Origin of the sequence: Arthrobacter crystallopoietes BAB-32, from assembly GCF_000328305.2 — a bacterium.
In the GTDB taxonomy this organism is placed as follows: Bacteria; Actinomycetota; Actinomycetes; order Actinomycetales; family Micrococcaceae; genus Crystallibacter; species Crystallibacter crystallopoietes_A.
In genome coordinates this window covers 35,084-50,506 of the sequence record NZ_ANPE02000088.1, presented here as the reverse complement: position 1 = coordinate 50,506, position 15,423 = coordinate 35,084, and the positions used below count along the sequence as shown (strand labels likewise).

Annotated in this window: 12 protein-coding genes; 2 read left to right on the top strand and 10 right to left on the bottom strand. The window is 68.6% G+C overall.

The window, feature by feature from the left end; genetic code table 11:
- Nucleotides 1–45 precede the first annotated feature (45 nt).
- From D477_RS06305 to D477_RS06265, 9 genes are all read right to left on the bottom strand, one after another.
- Nucleotides 46–396: a P-II family nitrogen regulator gene (locus D477_RS06305; protein ID WP_005268090.1), complete on the bottom strand. Its 351-nt coding sequence runs from the start codon at nt 394–396 to the stop codon at nt 46–48.
- On the bottom strand, nt 393–1,874 hold the full coding sequence (locus D477_RS06300) for a DUF1538 domain-containing protein (protein WP_005268089.1): 1,482 nt from the start codon (nt 1,872–1,874) through the stop codon (nt 393–395). Before D477_RS06300 ends, D477_RS06305 begins: the two co-directional genes overlap by 4 nt.
- Before the next feature lie 123 nt (nt 1,875–1,997).
- The gene (locus tag D477_RS06295) at nt 1,998–3,455 is read right to left on the bottom strand and encodes an MFS transporter (protein WP_005268088.1); all 1,458 of its coding nucleotides are present in this window, start codon (nt 3,453–3,455) and stop codon (nt 1,998–2,000) included.
- 77 nt (nt 3,456–3,532) lie between these two features.
- Nucleotides 3,533–4,849 (bottom strand): M20 family metallopeptidase, encoded by a 1,317-nt coding sequence (locus tag D477_RS06290; protein ID WP_005268087.1) that lies wholly within the window; start codon nt 4,847–4,849, stop codon nt 3,533–3,535.
- The gene (locus D477_RS06285; protein ID WP_005268086.1) at nt 4,850–6,094 is read right to left on the bottom strand and encodes an aminotransferase-like domain-containing protein; all 1,245 of its coding nucleotides are present in this window, start codon (nt 6,092–6,094) and stop codon (nt 4,850–4,852) included.
- A 9-nt stretch (nt 6,095–6,103) separates the two neighbouring features.
- Nucleotides 6,104–7,285, bottom strand: coding sequence for a M24 family metallopeptidase (locus tag D477_RS06280; RefSeq protein WP_043845932.1), 1,182 nt, complete (start codon nt 7,283–7,285; stop codon nt 6,104–6,106).
- A 53-nt stretch (nt 7,286–7,338) separates the two neighbouring features.
- On the bottom strand, nt 7,339–8,838 hold the full coding sequence (locus tag D477_RS06275) for an NAD-dependent succinate-semialdehyde dehydrogenase (protein WP_005268084.1): 1,500 nt from the start codon (nt 8,836–8,838) through the stop codon (nt 7,339–7,341).
- The gene (locus D477_RS06270) at nt 8,835–11,930 is read right to left on the bottom strand and encodes an FAD-binding and (Fe-S)-binding domain-containing protein (protein WP_005268083.1); all 3,096 of its coding nucleotides are present in this window, start codon (nt 11,928–11,930) and stop codon (nt 8,835–8,837) included. The genes D477_RS06275 and D477_RS06270 overlap by 4 nt, the downstream gene beginning before the upstream one ends.
- Nucleotides 11,931–11,939: 9 nt before the next feature.
- A complete protein-coding gene (locus tag D477_RS06265; RefSeq protein WP_005268082.1) occupies nt 11,940–13,217 on the bottom strand; it encodes an aspartate aminotransferase family protein in 1,278 nt (425 codons plus the stop codon).
- Nucleotides 13,218–13,284: 67 nt separating this feature from the next.
- Between D477_RS06265 and D477_RS06260 the strand changes: the two genes are divergently transcribed.
- The gene (locus D477_RS06260; RefSeq protein ID WP_005268081.1) at nt 13,285–14,274 is read left to right on the top strand and encodes a D-2-hydroxyacid dehydrogenase; all 990 of its coding nucleotides are present in this window, start codon (nt 13,285–13,287) and stop codon (nt 14,272–14,274) included.
- Nucleotides 14,275–14,328: 54 nt separating this feature from the next.
- On the opposite strand, the gene D477_RS06255 is transcribed toward D477_RS06260, so the two are convergent.
- A complete protein-coding gene (locus D477_RS06255; RefSeq protein WP_005268080.1) occupies nt 14,329–14,907 on the bottom strand; it encodes a cysteine hydrolase family protein in 579 nt (192 codons plus the stop codon).
- Between the two features lie 281 nt (nt 14,908–15,188).
- Here D477_RS06255 and vapB point away from each other — a divergent pair, with 281 nt between their 5' ends.
- Nucleotides 15,189–15,419, top strand: coding sequence for a type II toxin-antitoxin system VapB family antitoxin (gene vapB, locus D477_RS06250; RefSeq protein WP_005268079.1), 231 nt, complete (start codon nt 15,189–15,191; stop codon nt 15,417–15,419).
- The last annotated feature ends 4 nt before the right edge of the window (nt 15,420–15,423 follow it).

Genomic DNA, 15,423 nt, shown 5'->3' with positions numbered 1-15,423 from the left:
GACGTCTTTAACGGTGAGCATCATTTCCTCCTCGTTGGAGTGCGGTCAGCCGTCTTCACGGCGCAAGGCCTCCTCGAACTTGCCGACCTGGCGCATGTCGATGCCGGTCAGGTGCTCGATCGGGACCGCGAAGGCCAGGCCGCGGGATTCGCTTCCGTTGACCAGGAGCCGGTGAAGCGCCTTCAGGATCGGGGCGGTCAGGTGGGAACCTACCACCATCAGCAGCACGGACTGGGTTCCTTCGAAAGTCAGCCCGAAGAAGGTCTTCTTGGATTCTCCCCCGATGCCTTTGCCGGACAGGATGGTCACTCCCGTGGCACCTGCCTGCTGGGCGTGCTCGATGACCCGGTCTTCGAAGTCGTCCGGAGCGATGACCACCACGGCGGTGAATTTCATGGCGTTTCCTTCCGCAGCCGGGGAAATCTTTCCATCACCATGGCATACACCATGACGGAGATGACGGGGAAGATCGAGGCGTAGGCGATGAGCCCGAACCCGTCGATCAGCACGTCGCGGCCCTCGACAGCAGCCGCGAGGCCGATGCCGAGGGCGGTGACCAGCGGCACGGTGACTTCCGACGTCGTAACGCCGCCGAGGTCGAAGGCCAGGGCAATGATGTACTTGGGCGCGAAAAAGACCAGCACCATCGCTACCGCGTAGGCGGCCATTATGAAGTAGTGGAACGGGCCTCCGATGAGGATGCGGTAGACGCCGAACCCGATCCCGCACGCGACGCCGAGGGCGACGATGATCCGGATCGCGAAGGCGCTGATACGCCCCGGGGACGCATCGTGGGCCTGCTCGCCAATCGCCACCAGGGCCGGTTCGGCCATCGTCGTCGCAAAGCCAATGAGGAGGGCAAACAGCAGGATCATGGCCGGCGCCCCCTGCTCGATCAGCTGTTTGGCCATCAGGGTCCCCAGCGGGAAGAGTCCCAGTTTCAGCCCCACGACGAAGGCGTACAGGCCGACCAGGACCATGGCGAAGCCGACGACGACGCGTACTGGGTGGGAGAGGCCCCGCCGCAGGGCGACGAACTGGAAGAACAGGACGACGGCGACGATGGGCAGGACCTCACGGGCTATTGAGGCCAGCCCGAGGATCATGTCCACGACCCAGAGCCCTGGGTCCTGCGGTGGCTCAGCGGGAGCCAGCGCTCCCGTGGCGCCGAAGGTGTAGACCCAGACGCCGTACAGTTGGACGCCGATCATGGGGACCATCACGCACAGCGCCACCAGGCCGAAGCCATCCGCCAGCAGGCTGCGCCCGCGGATGGAGTTTGCCAGGCCAAGGCCGATTGCGGCTATGAGGGGAACGCTCACGATGTTGGTGGTGACCCCGCCGGAATCGTATGCAAGGCCGATAATCTCCGGCGGGGCGACGTAGCTGAGGGCCAGGACCGTGGCGTAGCCGGCGATCAGCAGTTTGTAGACGGCCCAGCCGCGCAGTACGCGCAGTACACCGACAATCAGGACGAGGCCGACGGACACGGCGATGACGAAGCGCAGGACCAGCCCGTTGATCCGGCCGTCGCTGACCAGTTGCGCCTGCTCCGCGACGGCGATCACGGCCGGCTCGGCGACAGAGGCCGCGAAACCGATGGCGAATCCGAACGGAAGCAGCAGGCCCAGCGCCCCGCGGCGGACGAACTGGTTGGCCAGGTTCTTTCCGACCGGGAAGACGCTCAGGTCCAGCCCGTGGAGGAACAGGGCGATCCCGACGGCCACAATGAGCAAGCCACCCACCACTTCCAGCGGGTCGGCCGGCATGGAGCGGAACACCAGCACTTGGAACACCAGGACGACGGCGATGATAGGCAGGAGGTTCTTGAGCGCCTGAACAAACTCGAGCGCGAACCGCCTGAGGTGCTCCATCGGGTGCCTCTCCCGGTGACTTCCTGCGGGTACCTGCCTTTCAGTCTGCCCGTCGTGCCAACAGGTGTCTACCGTCGAACGGTCCGCCGCGGGCAGCCTGCGGTCCAGCGGCGGACGATTCAACTATGCTCCGCGGAACGCCTCCCGGCGAGCCTGCGCATCCTGGCGGTTGAGCTCGACGTGCCGCAGGCTGGGCAGGCCGGTGGACTCCGGAACTCCGGGGAGTTCCTCGCCGCGCAGGGTCGCCTGCGACGTCTCCCGCATGCACAGGATGCTCGCGAACCCGATGATGCCGGCGATCGCCATGTACCAGCCCGGCACCAGCTGGTTGCCCGTGGATTCGATGAGCTGGTTGGCCACAGTCTGCGATGGGCCGGCGAAGAACGCGGTCGAGAAATTGTAGCCGATGGCGAAGCCGCTGTAGCGCACGGCCGTGGGGAAGAGCGCCGGCAAGGTGGAGGACACCGAGGAGACCAAAACCACCAGCAGCAGGCCGAGCACCGCCAGGCCGAGGAACTGCAGCAGCAGATTGGGTACCCCGAGCAGCATGATCGCAGGTACGGAGAGCAGGGCGTAGCCTCCGGCGGCGGCCAGCAGCAGCGGTTTGCGGCCAACACGGTCGGACAGCGAGCCCATCGGCGGGATGGCAACCAGCATCAGCGCCATGATGCCGACCAGCATCCAGTTGCCCTGGGCAGTGCTGTGGCCGAGCTGGCCGCTGAGGTAGGTCGGCATGTAGCCGAGGATCAGGTAGAAGGCGACGTTGAGCAGGACGACGAAGCCGGCGAGGATGAGGATCTGCCGCCAGTTGTTGACGACGACGTGGCGCAGCGGGGAGCGCGTGGTCTCGCGGTGGGCAGAGGCTTCGGAGAAGACCGGCGCTTCGCCCAGCCGGGTGCGGATCCACAGCGCGGTCAGCCCGAGCGGGATGGTCAGCAGGAAGGGGATGCGCCACAGACCGTCCTGCACAGCCTGTTCGCCGGCGACGGTGATCAGCGTGGTGCAGACGACGGCGGCCAGCATGAATCCGACGGTCGTGCCGAATTCCAGGAAGGAGCCGAGGAAGCCGCGGCGGCGGTCCGGTGAGGACTCGGCCATGTAGACGGCGGCGCCGCCGTACTCGCCTCCGGCGGAGAAGCCCTGCACCAGGCGGCAGAGCAGCAGCAGGACCGGAGCCAGGACTCCGGCGGTCTGCAGCGTCGGCAGCAGGCCGATGCAGCCGGTCGCCACGGTCATCATCAGGACGGTCAGCACCATGACCTTTTGGCGGCCCACCTTGTCGCCCAGCGGCCCAAGGATGATGCCGCCGAGCGGGCGGACCAGGAACGAGAGCGCAAGGGTGGCCAGGGTCAGCGTGACGCCGAGTCCGCCGTCGCCCTCTTCGGAGCCGAAGAAGTTCACGGCCATGAAGACGGTCAGGTACCCGTAGACGCCGTAGTCGAACCATTCGACGGCGTTGCCCAGGGCGGAACCGAGGATGGCGCGGTTGAGGGTGCGCTTGCCTTCGGGCGTACCCGGTTCTGCACCTGGAGCGGTCCGCGGCTCGGGCTGGTTGTTGCGCAAGGATTCAGAAGTGCTCACGTGGTTCTCCTTCGCGGAGGATTGCCGGCTGGTACGCCGGACTGAAATGACTGGACGGCATTGTCCAGTGGGTGGATTCAACCGATGGTGTTGGGGGAAAGGGTGCGCAGGCAGAGCAGCGCGTAGGTGCGCGCCGCGATGGAGAGTTCGTCCAGGCTGACGGATTCGTCCGCCTGGTGGGCTTGGTCGTTGAGTCCGCCCGGCCCCAGCACAATGGCGGGGATGCCGAAATCCCGGACGACGAAGCCGCCGTCGCAGGCTGCGGTCCACCCGCCGATCCGGGTCCTCCCGCCGGCGGATTCCACACTGGCCACTGCCGCGGCGACCAGCGGATGGTCGGCCGGTGTGCGGAAACCGGGCATCTGCATGCTGACGCGGCCGGAGACGCTGATGCCGTCCGTGTCGATGCCGGCGGCGCTGACCCCGGCGAGCAGGTCCGCGAGGATGCGCTCCGGGTCATCGTCCGGCATCAGCCTGCGGTCCAGCGAGAGGGAGCACGACGGCGCCACGACCGAGGTGCCTTGTCCTCCTTCAATCAGTCCAACGTTCCAGCTGCCGGCTCCGAGGAGCTCGTCCTGGTCCTGCTGCAGCCGCTCGTGGTCCGCACGGACGAGCTCGCAGATCCGGGCCGCGGCGCTGATGGCATTGCGGCCGTCCGCCGGACGTCCGGAGTGCGCGGGCCGGCCGGTCACCTCGAGCTCCAGGTAGCTGTCGCCGCGGCACCCGACGACGGTTTCCAGGTCCGTGGGCTCGGCCACAATGCAGCCAAGGTAATCGTGAGGGAGGGCCGAGGCGGCCAGGGCCCGGATGCCCAGGCCCAGGTCCTCCTCGTCCACCGTGCAGACCAGCGTGACCGGACCGGTCAGGGCGGCACCGGAATGCTTGAGCGCGGCCATGGCGCCGAGCACTGCCGCGAGCCCGCCCTTCATATCCGTAGCGCCGCGGCCGTAGAGCCGTCCGCCATCAACGGCTGCATGGAAGGGCTGCCGGGTCCAGCCGGGCCCGGCGGGAACCACGTCGGAGTGGCCCAGGAACATCAGGCCCGGAGCCGCGGGCACGGGGGAGGCCGGACTGGGCGTGCCTGCCCCAGCGGGAGCCGAAGCTGACCCGGCGCTGCTCTTCGCGGCCGTCCCGGCGGGATGCGGGGGCAGGGTGATGAGGATGTTCGGCCGGTCCGGCGCGGCAGGCTGGATGCTGGTTTCCAGCCCCAGCTCGCCGGCCGCTGCCTCCAGCACGGCCACGGAGGCCGCCTCGGTGCCGCCCGGGTTCTCGCCGCCGGCATTGATCAGCCGTGCGGCGAGGTCGATTATGCGGTCCAGGTCAATCGCGTCGAGGACGGCCTGCTCGGTGGCGGTCAGCGCGTGCTGGGCAGCCTCGCCGGGTGCCGGCGCCATCTACCGGGCTCCGGTGGACGCGGCGGTACCGAAGGGCAGCTCGGCGCGGGCCTTGTCCAGCGCGGCGGTCAGGCGCACGATGCCGGCCTCGATGCGCTCCGGGGTGCAGGACGCGAAGCAGAGCCGGAAGGCGTCGGTGAAGCGGCCGCCGGGGGAGAGCGCGGGGCCGGGGATGAAGGCGACGCCTTCGGCCAGGGCGATGTCGAACAGCCGCTGCGTGTTGATCTTCGCGTCCTCGCCCTGCAGCGTCACCCAGAGGAAGAAGCCGCCGTCGGGGTTGGTGGTGCGCACCCGGCCGCCCAGGTGCCGTTCGATGCTGGCCAGCATGGCGGTCTTGCGGCTGTGGTACTCGCGGCGCAGCCACACCAGGTGGTCGTCCAGGCCGCCGCGCAGGATGAACTCCGCGACCAGGTGCTGGGCCGGCACGTTGGTGCAGGTGTCCATGGCCTGCTTGGCGTTGATCACCAGCTGCTGCAGCTCCGGGTCCGTCTCCACCCAGCCCACGCGCAGGCCGGGGGCGAGGATCTTGGAGAAGGTGCGCACCGAGAAGATCAGCGGGTCGTCCGGGCTGAGCTGGTTGAAGGTGGGCAGCTCCTCACCTTCGAAGCGCAGCAGGCCGTAGGGATCGTCGTCGACAATGACAGCGTTCCACTGGTGCGCGAGCTCCAGCAGCCGCTTGCGGCGCGGCAGCGAGAGCGTGGTGCCGGACGGATTCTGGAAGTTCGGGATGGTGTAAATGGCCTTGGGCGTCTTGCCGTACGCAGCCACCAGCTCTTCCAGCTGGTCCACGTCCATGCCGTCCTCATCCACGGGCACTTCCAGCAGCTCGGCGCCGTAGCTGAGCGCGGTGGCCGAGCCGTTGGTGTAGGTGGGGCTCTCGACCACCACGAGGTCGCCCGGGTCGACGAAGATCTTGAAGGCCAGGTCCAGCCCCTGCATGCCGCCCGATGTAATGGTGATGCGTTCGCGCCCGGTGGGATCCGCCGTCGTCGATAAATAGTTGGTGAGCGCGTCGATCAGGTGCGGTTCGCCCTCGGTGGCCCCGTAGGTGTAGGAGGAGGCGTCGTAGACGGCGGCCGGCACACTGTTGAACAGCTCGACGGGCACGGCCTCGCTGGCCGGCGCGCCCATGGCGAAGCGCACGATGTCGTGCGTCTGCTTGGCCAGCAGCGAGGTGCTCGAGTCGATGACGGAGCCGACCAGCTTGCCGGCGCGGGCGGAGAGCGGGAGGTTGTGCGAGGTCATGGGGAACTCCTAGCTGTTGATGGGGAGCAGGCCCCGCTTGTAGGTGGTGAAGGTTTCGACGCCGGTGGCCGTGACGCGGATGGATTCGGAGAGGCCGTAGCCGTAGTTGTCCATCCACATGCCGCAGATCAGGTGGAAGGTCATGTTCTCGGCCAGGATCCGTTCATCCTCGCTGCGGATGCTGATGGTGCGCTCGCCCCAGTCCGGCGGGTAGCCGACCCCGATCGAGTAGCCCAGCCGGGACTCCTTCTCGAACCCGTACTCGAAGATAGTGCGGTTCCATACGGCAGCGACCTCGCGCACGGGCACGCCGTCGCCGATCACGTCCAGCATGGCGCCGAGGCCGGCATCGGTCGCTTCGGCCACGCGGCTCAGTTCCGCCGACGGCTGGCCGAGCACGAAGGTCCGGTTCAGCGGGACGTGGTAGCGCTTGTAGGCGCCGGCCAGTTCGACGACGACCGCCTCGTCGCCGCGCAGCCGCCGTTCGCTCCAGGTCAGATGCGGGGTGTCGGCGGATTCCGCGGTCGGCAGCAGCGGCACGATGGCGGTGTAGTCGCCGCCGAATTCCTCGGTCCCGGTGATCTGGGCCGCGGTGATCGCGGCGGCGATGTCGCACTGCCTGGCGCCGGGGCGGATGGCCTCTTCGGCCGCCGCCATCGCGTTGTTGGTGATCACCGCGGCCTTGTGCATCAGCTGGATCTCCGCGGGGGACTTGATGACCCGCACCCAGTTGACCAGCTCGAAGCAGTCCACGAGCGTCCATTCCGGGATGGCGTTGACCAGCGCGCGGTAGGCCTTGGGCGCGAAGAAGTGCGAGTCCATTTCCAGCCCCACGCAGCCCTTGGCCGCCGGCGCGATCAGGTGGCGCTCGCGCAGTGCGAAAGCCACCCAGTCGAAGGGATGGATGTGCGGCCGGTGGATGTAGCTCTCCGGGTAGCCGACGATGCATTCCTCCGGCAGCCAAGCCGTGCGGAAAGCGCCGTTGGCATCCATCTGCCGGGTGAAGAGGATCAGGTCGCCCTCGGCCGGCACGAACACCATCTGCGGGGTGTAGAAGGACCATGCGTTGTAGCCGGTCAGGTAGTAAATGTTGGCCGGATCGGTGACGACCAGGGCACTCAGGCCCTGCTCCGCCATCCGCAGCCGGACTGCGGCGAGGCGCGCCTCGTACTCCTCGATCGGGAAGAGCATGGGGGCGATGCCGTTGTGGTTCACTGGGCCTCCTGGACTCTCGGCCGCGCAGGTCAGCGCGGGACCGCCATGTACTTGTACTCGAGGAACTCTTCGATCCCCACGCGTCCGCCTTCGCGGCCCAGCCCGGAGGCCTTGATGCCGCCGAAGGGCGCGGCCGGATTGGAGACGATGCCGGTGTTCAGGCCGACCATGCCGACCTCCAGCGCCTCGCCCATCCGGAAGCCGCGGTCCACGTCCTGGGTGAACAGGTAGCCGACCAGGCCCCACGGGGTGTCGTTGGCCAGCCGCGTGACTTCCTCCTCCGTATCGAAGGGGATCACGGGGGCAACCGGGCCGAAAATCTCCTGGCTCATCAGGTCCGCGCCGGGGTCGACGTCGGCGAGCACCGTGGGGGAGTAGAAGTAGCCCGGGCGTTCCGGGCGGGAGCCCCCGCAGACCACGGTGGCGCCCTTGGCGACGGCGTCGTCCACCAGCTCCTGCACCTTCACCAGCGCCTTCTCCTCCACCAAAGGTCCGACGTCGGTGCCATCCTTCGCGCCATCGCCCACCGTGAGCGCGGCGAGGCGTTCGGCGAGTTTGCGGGCGAACTCTTCCGCGACCGGCCGCTGCACGAACAGCCGGTTGGCGGCGGTGCAGGCTTCGCCCATGTTGCGCATCTTGGCGGCGACGGCGCCCTCGACCGCACGGTCCAGGTCGGCGTCCTCGAACACGATGAACGGCGCGTTGCCGCCAAGCTCCATAGAGGAGCGCATCACGTGCTGCGCCGCCTGCTCGAGCAGCTTCACGCCGACCTCGGTGGAGCCGGTAAAGCTGACCTTCCGGGCAATGCCGCTCTCCATCCACGGCGTCACCACGGAGGACGCCTTGGAGGTGCAGACCACGTTGAGCACGCCCTTGGGCAGACCCGCCTCGATGAGGATGTCCGCCAGTGCGAGCGAGGACAGCGGGGTCAGGTTGGCCGGCTTGAACACGATGGTGCAGCCGGCGGCGATGGCCGGACCGATCTTCCGGGTGCCCATGGCCAGCGGGAAGTTCCACGGCGTGACCAGCACGCACGGGCCGACCGGCTCCTTGGTCACCAGGATGCGGTTCTTCCCGTCGCCCGTGGTCGTCTGGTCGCCGCCGATCCGCACGGCCTCCTCGGAGAACCACCGGAAGAACTCGGCGGCGTAGGCCACCTCGCCCTTGGCCTCGGCAAACGGCTTGCCCATCTCCGTGGTCATAACCAGGGCCAGCTCGTCCTGCCGCGCCATGATCAGGTCGTAGGCGCGGCGCAGGATCTCACTGCGCTCGCGCGGGGCGGTCTTCGCCCATTCCTTCTGGACCCGGCCGGCGGCTTCGATGGCCCGCCGCGCGTCCTCCGGGCCGCCGTCGGCCACGGTGGCGATGACCTCTTCGGTGGCGGGATTGACCACATTGAAGCGCGCGCCGGAGGCAGAGTCGCTCCATTCGCCATCGATGAAGACACCGGTGCTGACCTTGGCGACGGCGTCCAGTGCGCGCTGGGAGGTGGCCGGAGCGCCCTTGCGGAAGGTGGTTTCAGTAGTCATTCGGCAGAGTCTTTCTGGTTGAGGTTCTGGTCAGGTCGAGGGTCGAGGAGTTGGGCGAGGTGCAGGCCGGGCCGGGCCGGATCCAGCTGCTTGACCTGCATGGCGCAGGAGAAGCCATCCGTGAGCACCGGGACGTCCGCCATGCTGCTGCGCAGGGCCGGCGCCAGCGCATGTTCGGCCACCTGCATGCTGACGTCGTAGTGCTGCTTCTCGAAGCCGAAGTTGCCGGCCACGCCGCAGCAGCCGGTGGCATCGGTGATGCCTTCGACGCCGATCGCGGCCAACGCCCGGCGCTGGGTGCCGGCACCGAAGACGGAGTATTCATGGCAGTGCGTTTGCAGCACCACCTGCTCCGGCAGCGGCTCGGCGGGCGCCGGCGTCCAGCCGCTTGCGGCCAGTTCGCCGACGTGAGCGGCGAAGCTGCGCACGCGGGCGGCAACGCGCCGCGCCTGCTCGGTGTGCACGAGTTCGGGCAGGTCCTTGCGGAGCGCGGCGGCGCAGCTGGGCTCGACGACCACGATCGGCCGGTCCGTGCCGTCATCGAGTGCCTCGGCAGCGCCGCGGAGCAGCTTCCGGGCAGTGCCGAGCTGTCCGGTGGAGATCCAGGTCAGCCCGCAGCACGCATCCGCCGAGCATTCCGCCGGTTCGCCGGCACCCGCGAGCACACGCGCCGCGGCGCCCGCGACCTCCGGGCGGAAGCCCCGCGTGAACGTGTCCACGAAAAGAACGACGCCGGAGGTGCGGTCCGCGCGGTGGCGTGCCCCGCCGTCGTACTCACCGTGGGAGGTGCCCGAAGCGCCCGGGCTGCGGACGCCGTCGTACTTTTGGGGCGCACGGACCCCGGCGGCCGCAACCGCCCGCTGCCACTCCGCAGTGCCGGCGAACTTCGGCAGCGCCCGGCGCGTGGTCAACCCGCCGAGGGCGGCGGCCGCCTTGCCCAGGGGCGTGCCCAGCACGGCGTTGACCAGCGGCGCGATCCGGCCGGTGAGCTTCAGCCAGCGCGGCAGCCAGCCGAGGGAGTAGTGCGAAAGCGGGCGCCGCCGGCCCTGGTAATAGTGGTCGAAGAACTCGGATTTGTAGGTCGCCATGTCGATGCCGGTGGGGCAGTCGCTCGCGCAGGCCTTGCAGGACAGGCACAGGTCCAGCACCTCGCGGACCTCCTCGGAGCGCCAGCCCTCATCGACGGTCCGGGCGCCGCGGACCATCTCCTGCAGCACGCGGGCGCGGCCGCGCGTGGAATCCTTCTCGTCCCGGGTGGCCCGGTAGCTGGGGCACATCACGCCGCCGGACACGGTGCGGCATTTGCCCACGCCGATGCAGCCTTGGACGGCGTGCACCCACGGGTCCGTCCCGGCGCCGGACTCATCCGACGGGTCGTCGGTTTCGGCCCTGGCGCTGCCGCCGGAGCCGACCGGGCGGAGGTCGAAACTGGTCCGCCATTGCCGCTCCGGCACGCCCTCGAGCGACAGGTGGGCGTCCATGGGGTCGGGGTCGGTCAGCGATCCGGGGTTGAGGATCCCGGCCGGGTCCCAGATCCGGCGGAACTCCGCGAACGCCGCCAGCATGGCCGGGGAGTACATCAGGGGCAGCAGCTCGGAGCGGGCGCGGCCGTCCCCGTGCTCGCCGGAGAGGGATCCGCCGTGCCGGACCACCAGCTCCGCCGCTTCCTGCGAGAACTGCCGGAAGACGGCGCGGCCGGCTGCGCTGCGCAGGTCGTAGGTGATGCGGATGTGCATGCAGCCGGCGCCGAAGTGCCCGTACATCACGCCGGTCAGGCCGTGCTTGGCCAGCAGGTCGCGGAAGTCCGCCAGGTAGCCGGCGAGCTTGTCCGGGGCAACGGCGGAGTCCTCCCAGCCGGGCCAGGATTCGCCGCCCGTGGACAGCCGCGAGGAGAGGCCGGCGCCGTCCTCGCGGACCCGCCAAAGCGAGGCGCGCTCCACGGCATCGGGCACCGGGCGGCCGTCGATGAGCCGCCCGTTCTCCTTCAGCCGGGCCAGCAGACGCTCCGCCTGGGAACGCACTTCGTGCGGGTCCTCCCCGTCCAGGTCGACGTAGAGCCACGCCTTGCCCGCGGGCAGCCCGAGGACCGAGTCCTGGCCGCGGCGGAACCGCATGGTGTCCACGATCTGCTCGTCGATGCCCTCGACGGCGGCGGGGGAGAACTCGAGGATGGTTTGGATGTCGCGGGCGGCTTCCACCACGTCCGCATAACCGAGGGAGACCAGCAGTGCGCTCGCCGGCTTGGGCACCAGCTTCATCCGCGCCCCGACGATCACCGCGCAGGTGCCCTCCGACCCCACCAGCGCGCGGGCGATGTTGAAGCCCTTCTCCGGCAGCAGGTTGGCCAGGTGGTAGCCGGAAACCTGCCGCTGGATCCGGCCCAGCTCGGTGCGGAATCCGGCCAGGTTGGCGTGTGCCAGCTCCTTCAGTTCCCCGGTCAGCTGCGCCGCCCGCTGTTCGGCGGCGCGGTCAGCCGGGTCCGTGGCCCGCAGCCCCTCCGCGCTCGCGGTGAGCCGCGCGCCGTCGGAAGTCACGACGTCGAGCTCCACCACGTGGTCCGACGTGCGGCCGTAGCGCACCGAATGGTTGCCGCAGGCATCGTTGCCCAGCGCTCCGCCGACGGCCGCGCGCGTCTTCGACGACGGGTCCGGCGCAAAGGTGAGCCGCCCGCCCGTGGCGCGTTCCACCTCGGCGGAGAGGACCGCGAGCACCATGCCCGGCTCCACCGATACCGTCCCGGCAGCCTCGTCAATACCGTGGATCCGGTTCATGTGGCGGGAGAAATCGAGCACGACTCCGGGGCCGATCGCGTTGCCCGCCATCGAGGTCCCGCCGCCGCGGCTCACCAGCGGGGTGCCGGTTTCGCGGCAGGCATGCACGACGGCGACGACGTCACCAACGCTGCGCGGGAACACCACGGCCAGCGGTGGGACGCGGTAGTTGGACGCATCGTAGGAGTACTCGGCCAGCCGGCGCGGCGAGGCGTCGGCCGGGATACCGGCGGCAGCCAGGCGGGAGAGCACCGCATTGCCGCCGGGTGCTGCCGGAGGGGCCGGCGTGCGGTCGGTGTCGGGGAGCACGGCTTCGCTCATCGTCTGCGCTCAGGCCCCTGCTGCCGCGGTCACGGCTCCGGTCACGGCGGCGACGGCTGCTTCGAATCGCTGCAGGCCGGTGGCGATCTCGTCTTCGGTGACCACCAGGGCCGGAATCAGCCGGACCACGTTGCCGGCTGGGCCGCAGGTGAGCGTGAGCAGCCCCTGTCCGGTGGTGGCCTGCTGGACGGCGGCGGCGGTGGCGGCATCCGGGTTGCCATCCTGGCCCGTGAACTCGATGCCCTGCATCAGGCCCAGGCCGCGGACATTGCCGATCTGCGGGAAGCGGGCCTGGATCTCCAGCAAGCCGGCCTGCAGCTGCTCGCCCCGGATCCGCGAGTTCTCCACGAGGCCCTCCTCCTCCACGACTTCCAGGGTGGCGACGCCGGCGGCCGCGGAGACGGCGTTGCCGCCGTAGGTGCCGCCCTGCGAGCCCGGCCAGGCCTTCGACATGGTCGCGGTGGACGCGGCGATGGCGGAGATCGGGAAGCCGGACGCGATGCCCTTGGCGGTGATGAGGATGTCCGGAGTGGCGGTGGAGTGCTGGTGGCCCCAGAACTTGCCGGTCCGGCCGACCCCGGCCTGCACCTCATCGAAAATGAGCTGGATGCCGTGCCGGTCCGCGCGCTCGCGCAGCCCCTCCATGAAGGCCGGCGGCGTGGGTAGGTAGCCGCCGTCGCCCAGCGCCGGCTCGATCAGGAACGCCGCGGTGTCATTCGGCGCGGTGCGCGTCTGCAGCAGGTAGTCCAGTTCCTTCAGGGCGAATTCGACGGCGGTGGCCTCGTCCCAGCCATAGCGGTAGGCATAGGGGAAGGCGGACATGTGGACGCCGGCCATCAGCGGCGCGAAGCCCGCCGAGAACTTCGTACCCGCGGTGGTCAGCGACGCCGCCGCGACGGTGCGGCCGTGGAAGCCGCCCTGGAAGACCACGATGTTCGGGCGTCCCGTGGCCATGCGGGCCAGTCGGATCGCGGCCTCGACGGCCTCGGAGCCGGAGTTGGCGTAGAAGACGGAGTCCAGCCCGGCCGGCAGCACCTCGCCCAGCTTCTCGGTCAGCTGCAGCAGCGGCTGGTGCATCACGGTGGTGTACTGGGCGTGGATGATCTTGCCGACCTGCTCGCGCGCCGCGGCCACGACCTTGGGGTGGCAGTGGCCGGTGCTGGTCACGCCGATCCCGGTGGTGAAATCCAGGTAGTCCTTGCCGTCCGTGCCATGGATCCAGCTGCCGAGGGCATGGTCGACGACGACGGGAGTTGCTTGCTTGAGCGCGGGGCTGAGTGAAGTCATGCCACCATGGTGTAGGTCACATCTGTTTATTGTCAACAATCCGTCGATCACGTAGCGTGGAAGCGTGATGAAACAAGCGACTGGCTCCCGTCCCAAGCTGGTCATCCTCGCGGAAGACGGCCAGCCCCGCCCCTACAATCTGGACGCGCTCAAGGCGCGCACCGACGTCGTTATTGCCCCCGCCGCGGACCTGCCGCGCGCGATCAAGGGTGCGGACGTGCTGTTCCTGTGGGACTTCTTCTCCTCGGCCCTGCGCGATGCGTGGCCGCAGGCGGAGGAACTGAAATGGGTCCACGTGGCCGCGGCCGGGGTCGACGCGATGATGTTCGATGGGCTGCGTGAATCCGATGTGCCGCTGACCAACGCGCACGGAACCTTCGACCAGCCGATCGCGGAGTTCGTGCTCGCCTCCATCCTCGCGCACGACAAGCAGCTGCACCGCAGCAAGGGCCTGCAGCGGCAGGCGATCTGGCAGCATCGCGAACCCACCAGAACCGCCGGCTCCCGAGCGCTGGTGGTGGGCACCGGCGGGATCGGGCGGGCCACCGCCCGGCTGCTGCGCGCCGTCGGCATGGAAGTGCGCGGCTCCGGCCGGACGGCAAGGGAGTACGACGACGATTTCGGCTCGGTGGTGCCTACCGCCGAGCTCGCCGAACATGCCTCGTGGGCGGACCACGTTGTGCTGATCGCTCCGCTGACGGACCAGACCCGGCACATGCTCAATGCGGAGGTGCTCGCCGCCATGAAGTCCACCGCGCACGTGGTCAACGTCGGCCGCGGCGCCCTGGTGGACGAGCCCGCGCTCATCGACGCACTGCGTTCCGGCCGGATCGCCGCCGCCTCGCTGGATGTCTTCGAGCAGGAGCCGCTCCCCGCCGACCACCCCTTCTGGCAGATGGAGAACGTGCACATCTCGGCTCACATGAGCGGCGACGTTGTCGGCTGGCGCGACGCCCTCGCCGACCAGTTCCTCGCCAACCTCGACCGCTGGCTCGCCGGCGAACCCCTCGCCAACCAGGTGGACAAGCAGCGCGGCTATGTCAGCACCACGCAGTGAACCGACGGCGGTCAGGGGCGGATCCTGCCGTAGTCAAGGAAGCCGGTTCTGCTGCTAGGCCGGTTGTTCCGCCACCGTCCAAGTGATGTCCTTCGAAACTGTTATATCCGCCAGCAGTCCGAGCGAGTTGATGCTCGCCTCGTGTGCTTCCGGAGTGGCGGTAGAGCACGCGTCCTCGACGATGACGACGCGGTATCCAAGGTCGGAGGCTGCCCGTGCCGAGCTCTCGACCGAGACGTTCGTCGCGACTCCTGCGAAAAGGACGGTGTCGATTCCGCGCTGCTCGAGGACATCCGTTAGCTCGCCGACGAAGCCGCCGACTCGCTGATGCGTAATGACCACGTCGTCGGCAGTCGGAGCGAGCGGATCGATAATCTCCGTGAGGCGGGCGCCATCCTTGAGGTTTTCCCTCTGGAGGACCATTTTGAGCAGCGGCGAGTTGGCGACCAGATTGCTGTAATCGGGCTCGAACGCGATTCGGGTGTATACGACTGTGGCTCCAGCACCCCTGGCGGATTCCAAGAGGCCGGCCACCTTCCCGACCACATCGCGGCTGACCACTTGTTCGTGGAAGAAATCTGCGAAGGCACCTTCTGCCCCGATGATGTCGCCCTGCCCATGGACTGCTATCAATGCCGTTTTCTGAGGCGTAAGTTCCATTGGCCTTGCTCCGTTCCGCAACGTTGGACCCGGAAGAGCTGATCGGGCTGGATTGGGAGCATAGCAGCTCGACCAACCCGAAGGGGAGGGGCCTTCCAGCCCCGATCGTTGCATGCTCTTGCGTTGCTGCTCCCACGGGTACCGCGGCGGTGAAGCTGCCGTTACCACTCGGCCTTCCACAGGGAGGCTGGGGCATGGAGCTGAGTTTGACCTTGGATATACGATAGACATATCCCACACATGGAAGCTGCAAAATGATCAGGGCCAAGCTATTCCGGAGCAACCGTTCACAAGCAGTCAGACTGCCGAAGGCCTTGGAGATGCCGGCTTCAGTCGACGAGGTCGCGATTGTGGCGCAAGGAAGTTCGCGAATCCTCTCGCCCGTGGATATGGTGTGGGACGCTTGGTTCGATGGACCTGCTGTCACTGCAGACTTCTTGGCGAAACGCGACCAGCCACAGGACCAGGAGCGCGAGGAAATCTGATGCT